This is a genomic window from Cellvibrio zantedeschiae, from assembly GCF_014652535.1.
Taxonomy (GTDB): domain Bacteria; phylum Pseudomonadota; class Gammaproteobacteria; order Pseudomonadales; family Cellvibrionaceae; genus Cellvibrio; species Cellvibrio zantedeschiae.
Window position 1 is genome coordinate 18188 of record NZ_BMYZ01000005.1, and the last position, 21610, is coordinate 39797.

Consider the following 21610-nt stretch of genomic DNA (forward strand, 5'->3'; position numbering starts at 1 on the left):
TACGTTTTTTGAAAGGAGATAGATGATAGGCGCCCCCTAACCTTTGAGACTAGGGGGGCTGAGTTAAAAAAGGTTAAAACTTGAATTAAAACCAAAAAGAAAGGTAAAAGCGAATTACATCTGCATCCAAGGTATAAAGCGGCTCTTCACCCACTTTGTAACCAGACGCCGGCGCTTTGGTTCCACCGAAGTTCGCATAATCGCGGAAGTCTTCGTAATCAATTTTCATATGGTCCCAAAAAAGATTGGCTGTGCTTTTATCAACGCCGGGAATAGTCCAAGGGAATTTGTAGGTTAAACCCAGGCCAATAGTTTTGGATGAAAAGGGGCTCAACTCTTTATCGCGCGCCATAAAATTTTGCGCATCTTTATAGGGAAATAAATCGCTGTAAAATTCTGCTTCCGTTTGACTGTAAACGCGATATTTCACTTCTACCAACAAATCTTTTTTGAAGTCGTGGATGTAACGCACTTCGGCATTGGTTGCGGTGATTCCCCAGCTATCCGTATAACGACGCACATCAGCGCGCACAGAAGCTGAGTAGGGCAAGTGATAAATTGCACGTAAACTTCCAGCATCCGAATTGTGTGTTAGTGGATATTTTTCCAGCGCCAGCGCACGCACACCGTTCTGCAAATAACTGTAACTGCGGTAAGGATTGTTCAGGCAAGTTTCGCCTTCTGCCATGTTAATACAGGCTTCTGAACCCGACTCCAAGCTGATTTCGGCAATTAAGTTTTTGGTGAGAATTTGTGAAAGGTTTAACGAATAGCGACGCTGCTCTTTGTCCAAATGAAAATCTGGATCTGGTACGCCTTTTAAATTTCGCCCGACAACATCTTGCCCAAAACTGAAACCAAAATTCAAGGTTGTTAAATCACCAAAAAAACTTTGGGTTACGCCGAGATTGTAAGTTTTTGCCTGGTAATCATTTTCGTCGCTGGTGGTATAACCCAAACTAAAATTAGTGCGATCAAACATGTAATCCACACTAACAGATTTTTGTTTGCGCTCTTCGCTGTAGCGGCTGGCAGATGCCAACACATCTATAGAGGCACTGCTCACCATGTCCACATAATAATTTGCGGATACGGAAACGGATTTACCAATGTTTTTGCGTACCAGAATTGAAGGACCGGTAACTTGAATACCGCCGCCATCGTATTGGTGTTCCAGAATATCTACGCGTTCATCAGGCAATACAGCAGCAAAAACTGGAACAACACTCAGCGCACAAACAACGAGTGCAAACTGGCGTAACATTTTTTTGCAGTCAAAAAAATTAATTGCAACCACAACCGCCTCCCGAACCACCATCAGCACCTCGAGCGCCTTCGCGTGCATCATGCACATGGGAGAGATAAGCATCCGAAACCGGATCGCGACTGAAACTCATAATAGGATCAGAAATATTTTGGCGCTCGTAAGGTTTTACCCAAGGCTTAACCCGGCTGCAAGATGAACACAGCAAAGTAGATAACACCACTATGATCAGCGCGATTTTAGTTCGCATCATTCGCTGATTAGCTCCTTGATTTGTTTAATATATTTTTCGTCGTCACCTGGAACATAGCCTTTGTGTATATGGCGGATTTGGCCTTTCTTGTCGATAAACACACTGAATGGCATGCTATCCACAGCATAAAGGTCGCTCAATTTTGAATCGGGATCAAACAGAATTGGATAATTAACTTTTACTTTTTCCAAGACTTTTTTTGCTTCAGCAATATCCTGATCGGTGTTAACTCCGTACAACACAAAGCCCATTTTTCCGTACTTGCTATTGAGCTTGTCAAGCAACGGCATTTCATCGCGACACGGGCCACACCAGGAAGCCCAGAAGTTCAACATCACTACTTGGCCGCGCTGTTCCGCTAAACGAATGTTTTCACCCGTTGAACTTTTCAGCGTGAAATCCGGCGCTGCAGCTGCAAATACAGTACTGCTGCCAAACACTAAACCCAAGACGGCGATTTTTTTAACCCACGAAAAAAATGACATAATATTTCTCTATAAAAATTGGTATTCACAATTCCCTGACGGTTTTAGCCCTAGAAAAACAACGAAATACCTAAACGTGATTCAAGATTATTGGTTTTTTTACTTTCACCAAACAACTCATGGCTGAATGAGTAATTGCGCATTCCCAAATCCAGCATCAACCAATCGGTTGCGTAGAATTTAAAACCCGCACCGAGGTTATAGGTGAAATAATTTTTTTCAGCAAAGCGGGTATTGCCCGCGCCGGCAATAAAATAGACGCCGGTATTGAAATGCCATTTCTCAGAAATATAAACCTGGCCCGGCAGCAAATTGTAACCGAGGGAGATATTGTAATAACTGAGATCGCGTTGGTCCTTGGTTAAAAGCTCAACGCCACCACTCAACAATTCGTAACTGGTTTTTTGGGTTTCGCTGGTACCATAGTTGAGCTGCGCAAAAAAATCTTCAGTGATGTGGTAAGCGAAACTCACACCCACTACCGGATTGCTGCCGAAATCTTCTACGCTCAGCATGCCGTAATACAAACCTACTTCAAAATCTTCCGAATCCAGGTCAGCTTCTTTGATATGGCGACGTTCGATATCGGGCGTAATAATTTTTCCCAATTCGCCGTCGTTATTTTTTTCTTTATCGTCAGCTGCAAATGCTGGCGCAGTAAAACCACCCAGCGCACTCAACAGACTGGCAATTAAAAGAATACGTTGAACCCGATTTTCCATTCATTAACCTCTTCGTTAGTATTCCGGCTGGTCAGCACATAATCGTTAATATATTCCGCGCGCACAAAAAAACGGCCGGTAATATGAATGTAAGCGCCCAAACTCGCTTGCAGTAAATTGTCTTCGCGATCTTCCGACTGCACGAGCGTTGTACTGGGCATAGTTTTCAGTTTGCCTGCGCCTATACCGATAAAAGGCGATACACGCAAATCAGGAAAAGGTTGATGCAAAATGGCAATCGCAGCAATTTGGCTGTCTGAATATTGCCCGGTGTTTTGCGCAAGACGAATTTCGGTAGATAAATTTTTGGTGAACCTGTAACCCAAATTTAAACTCACCGAATCTGCACCGTCGAAATCCCCAAAAGCGGTGCCCACTTCAAAACGGTCAACCAAATAATCTGCTTGTTTGGTGTCAGGAAACTCCGGGGCCAAACCGTCAGGGCCCAGCGTTAACAAAACATCGCCACGCTTGATCCAACCCTCAATGCCGCGCACCGTTTTGATTTTAATCCAATCGGTTTTCATCTTTAGCAAGGTAATGGTTTCACCGCGCTCAACCACATGAAAAATTGGATAACCTCGACCGGGTGCGTTGTATACATTGATAAACGCATCGTTAACGGTTACTTCAATGGGCACGTCTGGCGCAAACCAATCCAGCTTCCAAAAATCCGCTGCGGATGCATTCACGCTAAATAGAACTGAAGCTGACCATAACCAGATTGAGCCAAGACAATAAGCACATGCCTTTGCGCTGCGAGTAAAGTGCTTTGCTGTTTTTATTTTCAAAAGCGATATTTTCACAAGTCGATTCATCGAATGTTATTGTCTGATCATGTCAAAAGGATTGTTGTAATAAGTACCGCCAATATCCAACCACTCTGACAATAATTTTAATTCGCTGGCATTCAGTAGGCCGCGATGATCCACAGTGTCCGTTGCCGCATTAAAATTAGCAAATTTATTAAAGAACCTTGCACTGCCCAATGCGCTGCCGCGGCTCATGCTGGGAGGAATTCCTATATTTCTGGTCAGCGGCGTTGGGTTACCCATTGCATCCAACACCACTGCATCCGTTATTGCATCTTGCACAAAAGGACAATTCGCCACGCCATTACAGGTGGGCACGCCATTGGTATCGCGCACTATTACACAAGCATCAATATCGGGATACAAATCTGCCGGTGCTAATTCGCACACGGGTATCTCGATAGTGGGGACGTTATTAACGTTAAGAATTTGCTTGTTGGTGGTTGTGGTCAGCTCAGTATAGGAGAGCATGCGCTGATTGTTAGCCGCTTTGGTACCCAAAAGCTCAAGCTGGCCATCGGGAATTTTCATATTGACGTTGCCATCGGCGTCGGTAGAAGTATGGCAGGTGACGCAGGTGGTATCTGCTATGCCATTGGCAGCGCCGCGTGCGCGCTCCCAAATCGGTTGCAAGTGGTTTTCATAGTTGATGGTAACGCGGCACAAGCTCGACCAACCATCCGCTTCCATACAGGCTTCTGCCGTGGGCGAATGTATATCGCTCGCAACCAGCGCGAGGTTTTTGTATCTATAGGCGAAGCTGGCGGTTTTCGGGCGAACAGCTGGATCGGTCCATTCATCGTCAAATACCAAATCGACACTTGGGGCACGCAGGTTAGTGGATTTGGCTTTGTTGCTAAAAGGTGCACAGGTAGTGGGATCACCAGGAATCAAACAATAGGTGGTATGGCTGGCGAATTCCGCCATGGTTTCCCCTGCTTTGGGCAGGCTTGGTGTGCCCAGGGGATCGAAACGAACAGTGTTGGTAAATTGGCTTCCACCAGCGCCTTTATTGATGCTCGCCAATTCCGCATCGCTGCGACCGTGACCGGCATTTACAGTCACGGCGTTGTGGCAACCGTTGCACTCACGCACCTCACCCGGACGAACCTGCAACCAGTTGCGATGGAGCGCGCCCACGCGTTTGCCATCCTTATTGATCAACTCCAGTGTAAAAGCGACATCGGCAGGCACTTTGATTTTGACTGAACCATCCGGCTCTACCGGTGCATAGCCAAGAATCTCACGAAGATTGGTGAATTGGTTGAACAGCTCGCCATAAGTGTTATCACCCAGGTTATCTGCCGTTTCATCATCGGGAATGGAAACCGCTTTAATTAAACGTACAAAACGTATTGGGCGTTGATCTGGCGCCGCTTGGGCAATTTGCTCGATGCTGGTAAAAGCTGCCGCACCGTAGTTGTTAAATTTGCCGTCCATATCGTAAACGCTGCGAATATGGAGCATTCCCACAGATTCTGCGGCCAAATCGGCTTCAATTTTGGGCTGAAGATATGTTGCTGCAGCGCGCGGTTCCAACGATACCGGCTCACTAAACATCATGCCTTCTTCTGCAAGAACGACTGGCTGTTGGGTTTGTTGGGTGATGTTATAAACCCAAATACCGTAAATTGGATCTGCCTCTTTTACCCCCGGCGTCGCTAACCAGGTTGCGGTACATGGCACCAAACGTTTGTCTTTCGGTTCAATTAAACGGCATTCACTCCAACTTACTAACAGGCGGTTAGTGCCATCGAATAGCGGAGTTAATGAGGAATAACGACCATGTTGCGAAAACTCGTTTTCACCCACTTTGGTATTGATTGGCAAAATGGAAATGGAGGCTTGGGCTGTGGTACCGGTGCCGCCGCCAGCAGGAATTTGTAAATCATTTTCAAAGAAATGCTTGGTATCAATGACCACCATATCACCCCCAAGCATGGCCTCATTGGGTTTGAGAATGGCAGCTATGCGGCCATCGGGCATTTCTTGCGGGCGAAACAGGCGATTGCGCGGTGCGTTGGCTGTCTCAGGTGCGATATTCAGGCTGAAGTAACCGTAGTGGCGTTCAACCTGGGTGCCATCGGGATTCGCCGTGTAAAAGCTGAGCTTGTTGGTGGCAAATTGGTCCCAGTGACTATAGAGAATCTTGCCGTTTTGCAGCACGGTGGGTTGCAAATCGTGGCTTTGGTTGTAGGTGAGTTGCTGGATGTCAGTTCCATCGTCCTTCATGGAGTGCAGTACAAATGCCGGTGTATCGCTGCCTTCTTCCAAGGCCGAGAATTGGGGTTTGCCATCGTCCAACAAAATTGCCTTGCTGCGGATTTGGCGGGTTGAACTGAACACAATACGGCCATCAGGCAGGTAGCGCGGGCTAACGTCATGCCCCTGAAGCGCCACAATACTGGAGGTAATAATAGGGCGCAGGATTTTGGTGGTGAGGTTGTATTCCCAAATCTGCCACTTGGGTTGTTTTTCCTCGGTCACGTTCTCCAGCATGGGTGGATGCAAGGCGAACAAAAGCTTTTTGCCATCGGGACTGGTGCTTAGGTCTTTTACATCGTAAAGCGCGCCTTTCTCAAAAGCCCCTTCGGTAATGTTGACCGGCGTTGCCAACGCAGTAGCGCGCTCTTTTACATAAACCGCCGCACCGGGGTTGAAGTCCGTTGGGTCGAGCAAATCGGGGAAAACGGGGTTTTCATCTTCATCCACCGGAATGGGGCGCTTGATATAGGCAATGGGTAAGTCGACAGCAACAGGATCAGGCTTTTGTCCACTATCGGAGCTTTTACTCGTCCCACTACCGCCACCACAGGCGCTTAGCAAAACACAGACGCTCAGCCAAACACAAAAAGTGCCGGCAAGGGCTGATCCGGCTAAGCCTGAAATCTGTGGTCGCAACATAAGCACTGCCTTACATCATTTGGGGAGACTATTAGGGGAAGATCATTGTCAGTGAAGTGTATAGGCCATTCTCTCGATTTAATCACGATTTAAAGACCTTTCAATGCATCATTTGCGGCACAAGTCTCGTTCTCCTTTTGATACGAAAGACAAATTGTAGAGGCAGCTTGTAAAACCTAGCTACCTAAGCAAAACAATATATGTGGCTTGTGACAAATTGCAGGAGCAATTTGCACTGCGTAGCTGCCCGTAGGGTAAACCACATGGATGTGGCTTATGACAAATTGCAGGAGCAATTTGCACAGCGTAGCTGCCCGTAGGGTAAACCACATGGATGTGGTTTATGAAACGACAAAAATCCTTTGCTACCTGTTTCACAAAATCCATAAGCATTCCCGAATATGTGATTGAGTTGTCAGCATATTTGCAAGCGAGGCACAGGTTTCATAAAAACTCCCGCCTATAATCAATCCAGAATTCTTGTCTGACGATTAGCCCCGGAGCAGCCGTGACCCCTTTCATCATCACCAAAGCCATCACCGCAGCGGTTCCCGCCTGGCTGCACCGTCAACGCCGCTATTTGCAAATAGCCTTGGTCAGCGCCGGTTTGCTTGCTGCCCAGGCACACGCCGGCTCGCGCGAGCAGGCACTGCAAATCCACAACCGCGTTGCTGGCGTGCCACCGAGCGAAACCGTACTACTGCAAATGGCAGCATTTTTAGATGCAGGCCAAAAAGACAAAGCCGTAGAACTCGCCATGGATAACGAAGGTTTTTACAGCGTTGTTTTGAAAAATATGGTGACGCCCTGGACCAACCGCGAACAAACCGTATTTGCGCCGCTTAATGACTACACTGCAACCGTGATTGGCCTGGTGCGCGACAACGCCGATTTCCGCCGGGTGCTGTTTGATGATGTGCTCTACGTGGCCAACCCTAATCTCGGTTTACCGGCCTACTCGATTAGTAACAACGCTCACTACCAAGCGATTGAAGACCAGCATATCGAGCTTAAAGACCCCAATAAATTTATATCTATTGCCCAATCTTCAGTTAACGGCCTTCCAACAGAGGCCACCTCCGGCGTTATTACCAGCCGTGCCGCCGCAAAAGCATTTTTTATTGCGGGCACCAACCGCGCCATGTTCCGTTTTACCTTGATCAACCACCTCTGCCGCGATTTGGAACAAGTGCACGACACTACTCGCGTACCCGATTTTATTCGCCAGGACGTTAGTCGCAGTCCCGGGGGCGACAGCCGCGTGTTCCTCAACGGATGCATTGGTTGCCACAGTGGCATGGACCCTATGGCCAAAGCTTACGCTTACTACGATTTTGAATTTGATTCTGTCGGCGACCCGGATGCCCTTAACGGCAGCATCCACTACAACGCAGCAGGTGCCACAGATCCCACTACCGGCACCCGTGTTGAGAAAAAATACCTGATTAACAGCACCACCTTCCCCTACGGATACGTCACTACTAACGACGACTGGCAAAACTACTGGCGCGAAGGCATCAACACTAATCTGGGCTGGAGTTCAGCACTGCCGGGCAAAGGCTCGGGTGCTAAAGATATGGATAAAGAATTGGCTTACAGCAAGGCATTCGCCAGCTGCCAAGTGGAAAAAGTGTTCAAGCACGTCTGCCTGCGTAAACCTGCCAATGCGGCAGATCGCAGCAAAGTTGATGCAATTACAACCAACTTTGCGAGCAAAGGTTATCAACTCAAGCAGGTGTTTATCGACACCGCCGACTACTGCAAAGGTGAGTAAGCGATCATGATAAAACTCACTCGTAAACTCATTGCACTTCCTTTTGCACTACCTTTGGCCTTTTCTGCCAGCTTGTTGGTAATGACTGGCTGCGGTTCAGGCAGCTCGGCCAAAACAACGACTAATCCGGATACCAGCAATGGCAATACCGGTACAGAAACCTTTACCTACAAAGGCCAAAAACCGGCAGGCACGCCGGATGTGCTGAAATTCCAGACTAATCTATGGATCAACATAGCGCGCGAAGATCGTTGTGGCGGTTGCCATAACGCCACCGGCCAGGCTCCCCGCTTTGCTCGTGCCGATGACATTAACCTCGCTTACGATGAAATGATCAGCAATGGCTTGGTGTCGCTTTCCAACCCGTCGCAATCCCACATTGTTGAGAAAGTTTCCAAAGGCCATAACTGCTGGTTGAAAGACTCGGTTGCCTGTGGCGATACCATCACCACCTGGATTACCAACTGGGCCGGCCCCAGCGAAACCAAAGCTAACGACGTGACACTGATTGCGCCCGCCGAGAAGGATGTGGTTAACAGCAAAAACTTCCCTAAAGATCCTAATGATCCGCAAAATCCGGACAACTTTGCCAAAACCGTGTATCCGGTGCTGACCGAATATTGTTCCCGTTGCCATTCCGAAACAGCTCTTACGAAGCAACAACCTTACTTCGCTCAGTTTGATGGCCAAATCAAACCCGGCGACGCCAATTACCAAAGCATTTACAACGCTAACCTCGCCATTGCCTACGCTGCCGCCAAGACCAAAATCCGTTTGGATAACCCTGCTCAATCGCGCCTTGTGCAACGCCTGCGCAGCGATTTCCATAACTGCTGGAGCGACTGCGCCGCTAACTCGGCCACTATGGAAGCCAAAATCGCCGCCTTCTCTAACAGCTTGAAACCGATTGAAGTCGATTCTTCATTAGTTATCAGTAAAACCGTTGGCTTGGGCGATGCCTTTGTACTCACCAGTGGTGGCCGTATAGACACCAATCTGATCGCCAAATACGAATTCAAATCCGGCAAGGGCAGCATCGCCTATGACACCAGCGGTGTAGAGCCGGCAGCCAACCTGAACATCATGGGCAACGTGGGTTGGAGCAGCGCTTGGGGCATCAAAATCAAAGACACGGGCCGCGCCCAGGCAACCACGGCGACCAGCCGCAAATTCTTTGACCTCATCCGCGGTTCAGGTGAATACAGCATTGAAGCCTGGGTTATTCCCGATAACGTCACCCAGGGCACTAACGACAATAACCCCGCGCGCATAGTGACCTATTCGGGCAGTGCTATTGACCGCAACTTTACTCTGGGTCAATACGAGTACAACTACAGCTTCCTCAACCGCACTGATAAAAGTGACGGCAACGGCCTGCGCGAACTGCACACCGCCGATGCCGCTCAACGCTTGCAAGCGACCTTGCAGCACGTGGTTGTTACCTATGACCAAACTAACGGCCGTCGCATCTACGTAAATGGCGAATTCACTGGCGATGCAGACCCCAGCAAGGGCGCCGTATTGAAAGATTGGGATAGCAGCTATGCCTTGGCGCTTGGCAACGAAGTGAGCGGTGATACCAAAACCCAATGGCAAGGCAGCATCCGTTTCCTCGGCATCCACAAGCGCGCTATGACAGCCGCTGATATCAAAGCCAACTACAAAGTTGGGGTGGGGGCGAAATACTTGCTGCTTTTCAACATCTCTAGCCTCATCGGCACGCCCGACAGCTTCCTGGTGTTTGAAGTGCAACAATTCGATGACTACGGCTATCTGTTCGCGAATCCTTTCTTTACCAACCTGAAAGGCACCGCCATAAACAGCGATATTCCGCTTAAAGGAATTCATATCGGCATCAACGGCGAAGAAGCGGCAACCGGACAGGTATTTGCCAACCTCAATACTTCGCTCAACTCGAACGCCATGGTTAACGGTCGCCAGACGCTATCGACTTTAGGTACGGTAGTTGAAATTAAAGGCGGGCCGGATCAAGACCAATTCTTCCTTACCTTTGACCAAATCGGCAGCAAAACCTACGCTCGCACGGCGCCTACGCCACCTCCAGCCGCCACTCCGGCTGATATTGAAGGCCAGCCGCTGATTGGATTGCGTCGCTTTGCGGAAATCAATGCGTCACTGTCTACCTTGACCGGTATCCCCCAATCAAACGCCAGCGTAAAAACCACTTATGGCAAGGTGCAGCAACAGCTGCCAACGCTTGCCAACCTTGATGGTTTCCTTGCCGCGCAGCAAATGGGTATCACCCAACTGACAGTGGCTTATTGCAACGCCTTAGTGGGTAGCAGCAGTGCCCCTAATGCTATTCGCGATAGCTACTTTGCAGGCTTTAATTTTGGCGCACCCGCATCCAGCGCCTTTAGCGCCAGCGGTCGCAGCCAAATTATTGATCCGTTGCTTAAGCGCTTATTAGCCGCAGAAATCGGCGGCACTGCGCTGAACACCCAAGCTGATCCTGCGCTTTTGCGCACCGAGTTGAATCGATTGATTGACACCATGACCGCCTGCGGCAGCGGCTGCGCTGCAGACCGTACCTTAACTACCGTCAAAGCTACCTGTTCGGCAGCCTTGGGTAGCGCGGTGATGTTGTTGCAGTGATATAGAACAAAACCCCTCGGCAACCGCATCTTGCGTGGCTCTACCTCCCGCATCCATGCAGTCGCCCCGATCTCCCCCTTGGAAAGGGGGAGGTTGGTAGGGGGGTTCAAGCCCTCAAACAAAGACGGCAATCTGAAATAAACAGTTGAACACCAACCGCTACTAGCAGGTTAAGACATGGCAAGAAACAAAGCTCCACTTCATCCAGACGCGCCGCTGCTGTTGAACAGCCATAGCCGCCCAATCACCCGCCGCGAACTTATCGCGCAGGGGTTTAAAGCTGGCGGCGTCACTCTCGCTGGCGGTTCACTGTTCAGCTTGCTGGCACCTTCGGCCATGGGGAGCTTGTCATCCGACATCGCCGACAAGCGCGCCCAGTGCGGCATTGCCTCCCAAGGTGCAGGCAAGATTCCTTTTATCTGTTTTGATTTGGCAGGCGGCGCCAACATAGCTGGCTCAAACGTTTTGGTCGGCCAAAAAGGTGGCCAGCTCGACTTGATCAGTACCGCCGGCTACAGCAAACAGGGCTTACCGGCAGCCATGGCCCCCAACTCTTCAACCACAAATTTTGTTGATCAAACCCTCGGTCTCGCCTTCCACTCTGACAGCGCGGTTCTGCGCGGCATCAAGAGCCGGGTTGCCATTACTACCGCCGCTATGACCAACGGTGCGGTAATTCCCGCACGCTCGGAAAACGACACTGGCAATAACCCGCACAACCCCATGTACGGCATCAACAAATACGGCGCAGATGGCTCGCTGTTGACCTTGATTGGCTCAGTCAATAGCGACTCCGGCGGCAATTCCATGTCACCTTCCAGCATGATCAACCTGGAAGTGCGCCCCACCAAAATCGACAACCCAGGTGACGTAAAAGGTTTGATCGATGTAGGTGACCTGGTGAGCTTAATGAGCCAGCAGGACACTGTGTCGGTAATGGAATCCATGTACCGCATTAGCGATGCCAAACTCAAATACGTGAAGACCGGCACCGCACGTGATGCCGAATTGAAAGAAATGATCCGCTGCGGCTACATCAAAAGCGCGGACATTGCCGACCGCTTTGGCGACCCACGCAGCGTTAGCGTGGTAGATGATCCCAACATCGTTGGCCCAACAGGTATTTTCAGCAAAGCCGAATTTGACACCGACAGCGAATTCCGCAAAACCGCCTCAGTGATGAAGCTGGTCGTCAACGGCTACGCTGGCGCAGGCACTATCACCATGGGCGGTTTCGACTACCACACCGGCAACCGCTCCGCTGGCGAAATGCGCGACGAACGCGCCGGCAAATGCATAGGCGCCTGCCTGGAATACGCCGCACGCTTGCAAGTACCGATCATGATTTATGTATTCAGCGACGGCTCCGTATTCAGCAATGGCATGGCCGACAACAGCACAGAGGGCCGCGGCAAAGGCCAATGGACAGGTGACGACCAACAAACTGCATCGGCCTACTTTTTGGTATACAACCCGACCAAACGTCCCATCCTCATGGACGGCACCAGCTCAGACCCAGCCACCATCACCATGGCACAACGCGTTCACCAACAACTCGGCTACATGCGCGCCAGCGGCGACGTAGAAACCGCCTCAAGCCCCGCCGCCAACAACGTAAACCTGTTAGTGGAAACTGTTATTTTGAATTACATGGCGTTGCACGGAGAGCAAAGCCAATTCGGCACCTTATTCAAAGGCAACGGAATTGGCAGTAGCGTGATGGTAGATAGAATGACGGCGTTTCAGCCGATTTGTAATGGCTTGATTTCGAAGCCGGTTTAGTATTAAAGAAGCAAGGAAGCTGAAATGTTATTAGTCACTTGTTAATTACTGCTTCATTAGGAATTGCACCCTAATAGTCGTGATGCCGCCTCATTCAAAAAATATTTTTGCGCGCGCAAAAAATACTCCGTCGTGACTCCAATATTTAATAGCTCAGTCGGTTTGGAAATCCCACAAGAGGATCACCACCACCCTACGCAATAAAATGCGAAATCTATTAAATAAGCCAAAATTGGAGGCTGTAAAGTGGATCTAAAACACCAATTAAATGCCGATGTGAAAATTAAGGGTGAGATGACACCACAAGGCTCCGATGCTCTTGGAAAAGATTACGGAACTTCAGCAAAGCTACTTGCCTTATGCGTTGGCATTGCAGTGATTATTGTTGCAATGAAGCATTAATAATTCATGTCATTACAACAATAAAAAAATAAAAATTTTATATGGGAATCGTCATCCTCGCGCAGCGGGGATCCAGCTCTTGATTTTAGTTTGTTAACAGCTGGATCCCCGCTGCGCGAGGATGACGACTACCTACTTAATATTTAGCGCGGCAAATGCTTCGGCAAAATACGATTCAGCACTTCAGCAATGTAACCCAAAAATAAAGTGCCCATGCTGGAGCGGTAGTAGTGCGGATCGCGGTTGCCGACGGCTAATAAACCGAAGGCGTTGCCATGGATGAGGGGGACGGTTGCAACAGAACCAATTTCGTCGGCGTATTTGCCGAAGATAAATTGCATTTCTTTTGCGCCCAAAGTGCCGCACATAGCGCGGTTACTTTTGAGGATGGTGCCGACGTTATCGCGTGCGGCTGCAATGCTCACTACGTGTGCCTGGCTGCTCGGAATTTTATCGATGTTGCCAAAGAAAAATAAACTGGTGTATTGGATTCCAAAATCTTTATCGAAGCAGTAGTAAAGTGCATCAACTATATCGCCGAGATCCTGGCCTTCTAATAAGGTCAAAACAAGGCGTTTGGTTTTGTCGAATAATTTATCGTTGTCACGCGCGTTGTCGAGCAATTTGCTCAGGCGATGACGCATGTCCATATTGCGTTCACGCAACACTGCAATTTGTCGTTCGATTAATGACACTGCGCTGCCGCTTTCGTGTGGCAATGACAGTTCGGCGAGCAAATCAGGATAGGCTTCGAAAAAGTGTGGGTTCTCTTGCAGAAATGCTGCAACTTGTTCTGGCTCTAAAGGATCGGCGAGTGTTTTTTTATTATCCGTCATTGCTCTTTCACCTAAATAAATAATCAACTGATGTGCGCAGAATTATCGTCATTCTCGTGTAGCGGGATGACGATTACCTTTTATTAGATATTTACTTGCCCATGAAAAACAGTAGTTGCAGGGCCAGTCATAATGACCGGGTGGCCTTCACCAGCCCAGGTGATATGCAAACTGCCGCCGGGTAAATTCACTTTTACATTTTCATTTAATAAATTGCGTAAACGCCCTGCAACAACTGCCGCGCAAGCGCCAGTACCGCAAGCAAGGGTTTCGCCCGCGCTGCGTTCAAATACGCGCAAATCAATTTCATTTGAAGAAATTTTTTGCATAAAACCAACGTTCACGCGCTGAGGAAAACGTGGGTGATGCTCAACACGCGGGCCGAGAATTTCTACAGGCGCTTTGCCAACATTATCTACAAGCATAACCGCATGAGGATTGCCCATGGACACGGAAGAAATTTCCAATGTTTGGCCGTCCACATCAAGCTGGTAGGTTGCTGCTTTTGCATCGGCAACGAAGGGGATTTCTTGCGGAACCAAACGCGGAATTCCCATATTGACGCTGACTTCACCTTTGTCGGTTACGTTTAATTCAATCAAACCACCGGCAGTTTCCACTTTAATTTTGCGCTTGCCAGTTAAACGACGCTCACGCACAAATACAGCGAAGCAGCGCGCACCATTACCGCAGTTTTCAACTTCGGTACCATCGCAATTAAAAATTCTATAACGGAAATCCACGTCGGGATTTTCCGGATGTTCAACCAGCAATAACTGATCGCAACCGATTCCAAAATGGCGGTCGGATAAAAACCGAATTTTTTCTGGCGTTAAACGCACGCTTTGACTTATGCCATCGATCACGATGAAGTCGTTGCCAAGGCCGTGCATTTTGCTAAAACGTAAGCGCATTTTTCTTTCCAATAATTTTCGACGTCTGTCGATGTGCAACCTTACCTTAGTGAAATCGTCATCCCTAATAATTTAATTACTCCGGAATTACCGCTTCCCCACGCAACATATCATCTATGGTTTCGCGTGCGCGCACCAGATGCATTTGGTCACCATCTACAATCACTTCTGCAGCGCGGCCGCGGGTGTTGTAGTTGGAACTCATGCTAAATCCGTAGGCACCTGTAGACATCATGGAGAGCAAATCGCCGGGTTCAATGGCGAGCTCGCGATCTTTACCCAGGAAATCGCCCGTTTCGCAAATCGGGCCAACCAAATCCCATTTTTTAGCTTGCTCAGTGCGAGGCTTAACCGGGCGAATATCCTGCCATGCCTGATAGAGCGAGGGACGAATGTTGTCATTCATGGCCGCATCGATAATCGCAAAGTTTTTGTGCTCGGTTGGTTTCAGGTACAACACCTTGGTCAACAGCACACCAGCGTTGGCGCTGATGGAGCGACCTGGCTCAAACATCAAACTCAATTTGCGGTCACCCAGTTTGGCTTTGAGCGCGGCCATGTAGTCGGCGACTTCCGGCGGAGTTTCGTTGCGATAGGTCACGCCCAAACCACCACCCAAATCCAGGTGATGAATCGCTATGCCATTTGCCGCCAATTCGTCGATTAAAGCCAACACGCGGTCAAGTGCATCCAAAAATGGTGTGAGCTGGGTCAGCTGCGAGCCTATGTGGCAATCCACACCTTGAACGGACAAGCTGGGCAACTGCGCTGCGCGTGCATACACCGCAGGAGCGCGTTTGATATCTATACCGAATTTGTTTTCTTTCAGGCCGGTAGAAATATAAGGATGGGTGTTGGCATCCACATCGGGGTTTACCCGCAGGGAAATGTTCGCAACCTTGCCTTTTTCAGCAGCAACCTGGGCGAGGATTTCCAGCTCGGCTTCTGATTCCACGTTAAAGCAAAAAATACCTACATCCAGGGCGCGCGCCATTTCCTCTGGGGTTTTACCCACGCCAGAAAAGACGATTTTTTCAGGATTGCCACCGGCGCGCAGAACGCGCTCCAATTCGCCCAAAGACACAATATCGAAGCCCGCGCCAAGCTTGGCGAGCAAATTCAAAATACCAAGGTTGGAGTTGGCCTTAATCGCGTAACAAATCATGCCCGGATGAGAGCCCAAGGCTTCTGAATAGGACAAATAATGCTGGGTGAAAGCGGCGCGACTATATACGTAGGTGGGTGTGCCGAAACGGGCGGCAACCGCGGCGAGTGGAATATCTTCTGCGTAAAGTTCGCCGTTGCGGTCAGTAAAATGCTGCATAAAAAACTCTGCTTGCTCAAAAGTGGATCTGAAAAATAAATGTTGGAAGTTTAATAACCCGTAGATTCCTTGTTGGATTCTGGCTTGGGTTTGACGGGCTCAGGGGCGGTTTGAGGAGCGTCGGGAGATGGTTTTGCTGGCTGAGGTAAATACAGCGGACCTTTTTGCCCGCAACCTGCCAAAAGAAATACTAACGCGCCGCACATCAGCACAATTTTTTTCATGCAAACCACCCGATTGATCTCCTGACAGCAGGCTCCCCAAGGAGCCAAAACGGCGGCCAGTATAACCCCAAACCGGCAGGGCGGCTATGAAGCGAGCAGGCTGGAAACTACAGAATTAATTGGCTAATTCCGGCGCTTGGCGCACCTGACGGTACTCAGATGGTGTCTGCCCCACAATCTTCTTAAAGAAGGTGTTGAATACGGATTTACTGTTAAAACCTACTTCCAAATAGATATCAGTAATCGTTTTGTCTTTGTTTTTGGGATCTATCAGAATTTTTTTGGCTTCTTCAATGCGATAATTATTAATGAACTCGTAAAAATTATTATCGAAATGACGATTGATAATCATGGATAAATCGCGCGCGGGAATGGCTAATTTTTCGGCGAGCACATCCAGGGTAATATCAGCCATCAAATAAGGTTTTTCGCTGCGCATTACGCTATCAATTTTTTCTGCGTACTCAGGATTAAGCAACTTTTCCTGAACAGGTTTTTTAGCGGGTTCGGGTTCTTTTTTCTGGCGCACAGCTTCAAAGTTGGCGAAATAACGCATGCTGGTAAACACCAGAGTGCACACCAAAATAAAGGTGACGTAATAACCGCTTAAGCCGATAAATTCAAAGAAGGACAAATTGTAGTGGTGGAAATCAAAATGCATCACCACGCCCACGAACTTTGACACGCCTAAAAATAATTCCATAAGCGTGACGATTAAAAAACCAACAACCAGCAGCTTTAACCAAAAAACATCTACCTTTTCAATATTGGAGTGCGTGGCCTTGAGCAAATCTTTGTATTTCAAAATCAGGCGGAAGCAGGCGATACAATAAATTGCCCGCAAAACTTTGCATAGAAAATCAGAGGTAATATAGGGCGCGCTATACACAAAAATTTCGTGGTTGATCCACTCCAAACGCTGCGCCAGTGGAAAACGGAAATAAGCCGCGACCATAAAAATTGCGTAAAGCGTTATGGGAATTAAATGGTAGTAATCTTTGCGGCGAATATGGAAGTCACGAAAAATAAGCGATTTAACGTAGAAATACAGCAGGGCTGCATCTATGTAATAGGCGAAACTGCCCAAAAAATAAATTTGCGGAAAATTGTCGCGCACTGTGTGTTTAAATTCTGCGCCCCACATCATTAATTCGTGCAGCGGAATACACGCATGAGTGAGAAGAAAGGCCGCTAAAAAATAATTGCTGATATTTTTTGGTGGATTAGTCACCACCAAAAGCGCAGAAAACAGTACACAGAGTGTGGCTGTCATCAATAAAATAACATCGTGGAAATTAAAGACGACTTGGTTCATGCCGGGCTCTCTCTTGTTTTCCGAATCCAGGCTAAGGCTTCCGCAGGCTATTTTTTTATGAACGGGTAAGCTCTGGCTTTTTATAATTTTTAAAATGTTTTTCAACACTAGTAGTCAAAAAGACTTTTTCTGTGTCGTGGGTTGCCGCATCATTATGGCAAAAAAAATGAACCTCATGGGGAAAATTACACCCATAGCGCGCAAGGTTTGCTATGGTAGTAGGCGTTAGTAAACTCAATCGCTTTTACAACAAATTGGGATGCTAATCGGTCAATACGCGCGGGCACTTCTGCCACTAAAGCAGAGGTGCCTTTCTATTATCCCTTTTAATAACTTTTTAATGGGAAGCTTATGACCAACCGCATTTTTTTATTACTGATATTTTTTTCGGCGCTGCTAAGCCTGCAAGCCTGTAGCAACCTACCGCAAAAATCTGTTACCCATCTTTATATTGCTTCTGATTCGACTGCCACCGATTACAGCACCGAACCGGACTACGGAACCAAGCGCTATCCACAAATGGGATGGGGACAAGTGTTCCAGCCATTGTTTACCGCAGAATCACTACCACGCTTAAAAAATTTGCATGTGGGCAACACAGTGGAAGTTGTACCAAAAGCAAAGGGCGGGCGCAGCACCCGCAGTTTCTTTGAGGAAGGGCGCTGGCGTGAAATTTACGAAGCGCTGCAACCGGGCGATTTAGTGTTGATTCAATTTGGCCACAATGACCAATCCAAGGAAAAAGTTGATCGCTACACGCCCATCGACGGCTACAAACAATACTTGCGTTTGTATGTTGAGCAAGTTCGCGCGAAAAAAGCTCGCCCTATTTTGATCACTTCGGTTAACCGCAATTACCCTTGGGTAGATGGCAAATTGCAAAACAGCCATGGCGATTATCCGCAAGCGGTGAAAGATATTGCTGCTGAAATGAAAGTGGATTTAATCGACCTGACCCAAATTTCTATCGACCACTTTACCGCCAAAGGCGAAGCCTACGTGACCGGGAAATATTTTATGAACCTGCCCGAAGGCAAATTTGAGGGTTACCCAAAGGGGCTGAAGGACAATACTCACTTCCAACCGGAAGGCGCCGAAGCTGTGGCCAAATTGGTATTTGAAGCGCTTACCAAATTGCCGGCTAAGCCTTAAAGCTCAGCGAGCACAGCGGAATATCCATCTCGATAACCTGGGTAGCGGAATTTAAACCCCGAATCCAACAAGCGCTTGTTGTTACAGCGCTTGTTGCCGCGCTCATTTGTCGCTGCTTCCGATAGAAAATCTTGCACGCCCACTTGTTCTGCCAGCCAGCTCACCACTTCCACCATTGGTGCTGGCGCACTATCACTTGCCAGGTATACAGGCTCTAACTTTTTCCCGTTTCGATAAAGCTCGATAAGGTGCGCAAGGCTGCGGGCGCAATCATCCACATGAATGCGATTGGTGTAATGAGTGCTTGCCGACGCTTTACCTTGATGAACCTGTTCAATTAAACGGTTGCGATTTGGGCCGTAAATTCCGCTAAAACGTACGATTGTGTTTGCAAAACCGCTATTTTGGACAATGGCTTCCGCTTCCAATAAGCGCTTGCCACTAAAGCTCTCGGGCTCAACGGGAGAATTCTCATCCACCCAGCTACCATCCATTTGGCTGTACACAGCCGAACTGGACACAAACACCAGCAGCGGCGATTTTTCTCGCTGCTTCTGCAATCCCACAACGAGGTTTCGACAGGTTTGGACATAGGCGCGCTCGTAGCCAGCATCGCTGCGTTCACTGGGTGTCATGGTGATAAGGACCACATCAAAACCCTGCCTTAACACATCACTTAGCGCTACAGCATTAGTCACATCACAAGTTTGATAATGTAGGGATGGAGTATCAGGCGGTGGGTTTCTGCGCAGACCAGTAACTTCGTAAATATCCTGCGGCAGACATTGCGCCAAGCGCTGACCAATATCGCCACAACCAACTATTAAAACTTGCGCTTTTGATAGAGACTGACTATTCATTGCCATCTAAATGGTTTACCTTTTGATTCTGTTTTGCTGATTTTCAATTTTCGCTACACCTTCAAACAGGGAGCACAGAATGACCCTTACCGAACTCCGCTATATAGTCACCCTTGCCCAGGAACAACACTTTGGCCGCGCTGCAGACCGATGCTACGTAAGCCAGCCGACACTGAGTATTGCCGTTAAAAAACTGGAAGATGAATTGGGGGTAGCCCTTTTCGAGCGCACCAAATCCCGCGTACACCCAACCCCGCTGGGCGAGCAAATTGTTAAGCAGGCAAACCTGGTGTTAGAGCAGACCGCTACCATTAAAGACATGGCCGATGCCGGTAAAGACCAGCTGAGCAGTCCGCTCGCTGTGGGTGCGATTTTTACCATTGGCCCTTATTTGCTGCCGCAGTTTATCCCGCATTTACAAACCCTTGCCAGTAAAATGCCGCTCTATGTTGAGGATGGCTACACCCACACGTTGCGCAAAAAACTGCGCAATGGGGAGCTGGATGTCATCATAGTGGCGCTGCCATTTAACGAGCCAGATGTAGTGACCCAAGCGCTTTACGATGAACCTTTCGTCGTGCTTATGCCGCACGATCACCCGCTTGCAGCAAAAACCGAAATCGACCCCGGTGAAATCGGAAGCCAACAATTGTTGCTACTGGGTGAAGGCCACTGCTTCCGCGATCAAGTGCTAACAACCTGCCCCAATATTCACCAAACCGAAGAAACCAATTCCAACGTTCGCACTGCTGCTGAAGGCAGCAGCCTTGAAACCCTGCGCCATATGGTTGCCTCTGGCTTGGGCATCACCATACTGCCGCAATCTGCCGCAAGCAGTAGTATTTACAGCTCAAACCTCTTGGTAACGCGCCCATTTGTTGCGCCCGCGCCCAGCAGAACCGTAGCCTTGGCCTGGCGCGCCAGCTTTCCGCGGCATAAGGCGATTGATGCTTTGCGAAAATCCATCCAAATGGCCAGAAGCGATCTAAAATAAGGAGACAGACAAAAAAACGTCGCTTAAAAGCACAATAACGAGGCAGTCCCATGTTTAAAAAACTCTTGGCCAGTGTAGTTTTAATGGCAAGTGCGACAGCGAGCATAACGGTACTGGCGGATATGGAATCCGCCCAGGCCGCCTTTAAAAAAGGCGACCACGCTGCTGCAATTAAAGAGTTTACAGCCTTGGGGAATGCCGGAAATATAAGCGCCCAATTAATTTTGGGTGCCCTCTATAGCAAAGGCGGCGTGATTCCCCGCGATGATAGGGGCGCGCTAGTATGGTTCCAAAGAGCAGCCGAGCAAGGTAATCCTGAAGCCCAATATCAGGTCGGCAACCTCCACGAAAATAGCCAACTGCCGCAAAACTACGCGCAAGCAGCACACTGGTATCACCGGGCCGCGCAAAAAGACCTGGCCAAAGCACAAGTTCGCTTGGGTCACATCTACAACCGCGGCTTGGGTACAACCCAAAATTTCAACGAGGCAGTACTTTGGTACGGCAAAGCTGCCCTCCAAAATAACGCCGAAGCCCAATATTCCCTCGGCCTTATGTATGCGCTGGGTAAAGGCCTGCCTAAAAACGCCCAATTGGCGATTGGCTGGCTAACCAAGGCCGCCGCGCAGCGCTACCCGGATGCAGAACAACTCTTGGGTGATATTTATTTGACTGGAGCAGGCACAGATAAAAAACCCGTGCTGGCCTATGCACTTTATGATTTAGCGATTAGCCACAAAACCACCACCTTGGCAGACGCGATAAAAAAACGCGACCGCCTCGCTAAAGAGCTAAGCCCAGAACAAATGGAATACAGTAAACAACTCATTTCCGAATTTAAAAAGCCCGAGAGTTTTTCCAAGACGCTGAACAAGTATCTGGAAAAATCCGACCAGATGTTCAGATTCTTCCCCGCCAAGTAACAAGTCGCTTTCAAACCTCGCAAGAACTCCTGCAACGAGGCGCAGGTTTTGCTA

General features: G+C 48.7%; 19 protein-coding genes. 7 read left to right on the forward strand and 12 right to left on the reverse strand.

Annotated features, from left to right (window positions below):
- Nucleotides 1-85 precede the first annotated feature (85 nt).
- The 6 genes from IE104_RS18275 to IE104_RS18300 are packed head-to-tail and all read right to left on the reverse strand — an operon-like array spanning nt 86 to nt 6440.
- The gene (locus tag IE104_RS18275; RefSeq protein WP_229838142.1) at nt 86-1297 is read right to left on the reverse strand and encodes a DUF3570 domain-containing protein; all 1212 of its coding nucleotides are present in this window, start codon (nt 1295-1297) and stop codon (nt 86-88) included.
- The gene (locus tag IE104_RS18280; RefSeq protein ID WP_373298539.1) at nt 1284-1517 is read right to left on the reverse strand and encodes a DUF4266 domain-containing protein; all 234 of its coding nucleotides are present in this window, start codon (nt 1515-1517) and stop codon (nt 1284-1286) included. The genes IE104_RS18275 and IE104_RS18280 overlap by 14 nt, the downstream gene beginning before the upstream one ends.
- Nucleotides 1514-2002 carry a TlpA family protein disulfide reductase gene (locus IE104_RS18285; RefSeq protein ID WP_189421243.1) on the reverse strand — a complete coding sequence of 163 codons (489 nt, stop codon included), beginning with the start codon at nt 2000-2002 and terminating at the stop codon, nt 1514-1516. Before IE104_RS18285 ends, IE104_RS18280 begins: the two co-directional genes overlap by 4 nt.
- A gap of 50 nt (nt 2003-2052) precedes the next feature.
- Nucleotides 2053-2724: an outer membrane beta-barrel domain-containing protein gene (locus IE104_RS18290; RefSeq protein WP_189421246.1), complete on the reverse strand. Its 672-nt coding sequence runs from the start codon at nt 2722-2724 to the stop codon at nt 2053-2055.
- Nucleotides 2694-3530 (reverse strand): SH3 domain-containing protein, encoded by an 837-nt coding sequence (locus tag IE104_RS18295; RefSeq protein WP_229838144.1) that lies wholly within the window; start codon nt 3528-3530, stop codon nt 2694-2696. The genes IE104_RS18290 and IE104_RS18295 overlap by 31 nt, the downstream gene beginning before the upstream one ends.
- Before the next feature lie 18 nt (nt 3531-3548).
- Nucleotides 3549-6440: an HzsA-related protein gene (locus IE104_RS18300; protein ID WP_189421249.1), complete on the reverse strand. Its 2892-nt coding sequence runs from the start codon at nt 6438-6440 to the stop codon at nt 3549-3551.
- A 559-nt stretch (nt 6441-6999) separates the two neighbouring features.
- Between IE104_RS18300 and IE104_RS18305 the strand changes: the two genes are divergently transcribed.
- The 4 genes from IE104_RS18305 to IE104_RS18320 all read left to right on the forward strand — a co-directional run bounded on the left by IE104_RS18305 (nt 7000) and on the right by IE104_RS18320 (nt 13014).
- A complete protein-coding gene (locus IE104_RS18305; protein ID WP_373298541.1) occupies nt 7000-8214 on the forward strand; it encodes a DUF1585 domain-containing protein in 1215 nt (404 codons plus the stop codon).
- Nucleotides 8215-8220: 6 nt separating this feature from the next.
- The gene (locus IE104_RS18310; protein WP_189421251.1) at nt 8221-10830 is read left to right on the forward strand and encodes a LamG domain-containing protein; all 2610 of its coding nucleotides are present in this window, start codon (nt 8221-8223) and stop codon (nt 10828-10830) included.
- Between the two features lie 177 nt (nt 10831-11007).
- The gene (locus IE104_RS18315; protein ID WP_189421253.1) at nt 11008-12612 is read left to right on the forward strand and encodes a general secretion pathway protein GspF; all 1605 of its coding nucleotides are present in this window, start codon (nt 11008-11010) and stop codon (nt 12610-12612) included.
- Between the two features lie 246 nt (nt 12613-12858).
- On the forward strand, nt 12859-13014 hold the full coding sequence (locus IE104_RS18320; protein WP_189421255.1) for a hypothetical protein: 156 nt from the start codon (nt 12859-12861) through the stop codon (nt 13012-13014).
- A 143-nt stretch (nt 13015-13157) separates the two neighbouring features.
- On the opposite strand, the gene IE104_RS18325 is transcribed toward IE104_RS18320, so the two are convergent.
- From IE104_RS18325 to IE104_RS18345, 5 genes are all read right to left on the reverse strand, one after another.
- Nucleotides 13158-13850, reverse strand: coding sequence for a DUF484 family protein (locus IE104_RS18325; protein ID WP_189421256.1), 693 nt, complete (start codon nt 13848-13850; stop codon nt 13158-13160).
- An 83-nt stretch (nt 13851-13933) separates the two neighbouring features.
- A complete protein-coding gene (gene dapF, locus IE104_RS18330; RefSeq protein WP_189421258.1) occupies nt 13934-14764 on the reverse strand; it encodes a diaminopimelate epimerase in 831 nt (276 codons plus the stop codon).
- A gap of 76 nt (nt 14765-14840) precedes the next feature.
- Nucleotides 14841-16088, reverse strand: a complete 1248-nt coding sequence (gene lysA / locus IE104_RS18335; RefSeq protein WP_189421260.1) for a diaminopimelate decarboxylase — start codon at nt 16086-16088, stop codon at nt 14841-14843.
- A gap of 50 nt (nt 16089-16138) precedes the next feature.
- On the reverse strand, nt 16139-16312 hold the full coding sequence (gene lptM, locus IE104_RS18340; protein ID WP_189421262.1) for an LPS translocon maturation chaperone LptM: 174 nt from the start codon (nt 16310-16312) through the stop codon (nt 16139-16141).
- Between the two features lie 115 nt (nt 16313-16427).
- Nucleotides 16428-17627: an AraC family transcriptional regulator gene (locus tag IE104_RS18345; protein ID WP_189421264.1), complete on the reverse strand. Its 1200-nt coding sequence runs from the start codon at nt 17625-17627 to the stop codon at nt 16428-16430.
- A gap of 351 nt (nt 17628-17978) precedes the next feature.
- Between IE104_RS18345 and IE104_RS18350 the strand changes: the two genes are divergently transcribed.
- Complete coding sequence (locus IE104_RS18350; protein WP_189421266.1) at nt 17979-18779, forward strand: rhamnogalacturonan acetylesterase; 801 nt, start codon at nt 17979-17981, stop codon at nt 18777-18779.
- Here the strand turns inward: IE104_RS18350 and IE104_RS18355 are convergent.
- Nucleotides 18776-19645 (reverse strand): SDR family oxidoreductase, encoded by an 870-nt coding sequence (locus IE104_RS18355; protein WP_229838146.1) that lies wholly within the window; start codon nt 19643-19645, stop codon nt 18776-18778. The genes IE104_RS18350 and IE104_RS18355 overlap by 4 nt on opposite strands.
- Nucleotides 19646-19718: 73 nt before the next feature.
- On the opposite strand from IE104_RS18355, the gene IE104_RS18360 reads away from it, so the two are divergent.
- Entirely contained in the window at nt 19719-20633 is a 915-nt protein-coding gene (locus tag IE104_RS18360; protein WP_189421267.1) for a hydrogen peroxide-inducible genes activator, read from the forward strand.
- Nucleotides 20634-20683: 50 nt separating this feature from the next.
- Nucleotides 20684-21556: a tetratricopeptide repeat protein gene (locus IE104_RS18365; protein ID WP_189421269.1), complete on the forward strand. Its 873-nt coding sequence runs from the start codon at nt 20684-20686 to the stop codon at nt 21554-21556.
- The last annotated feature ends 54 nt before the right edge of the window (nt 21557-21610 follow it).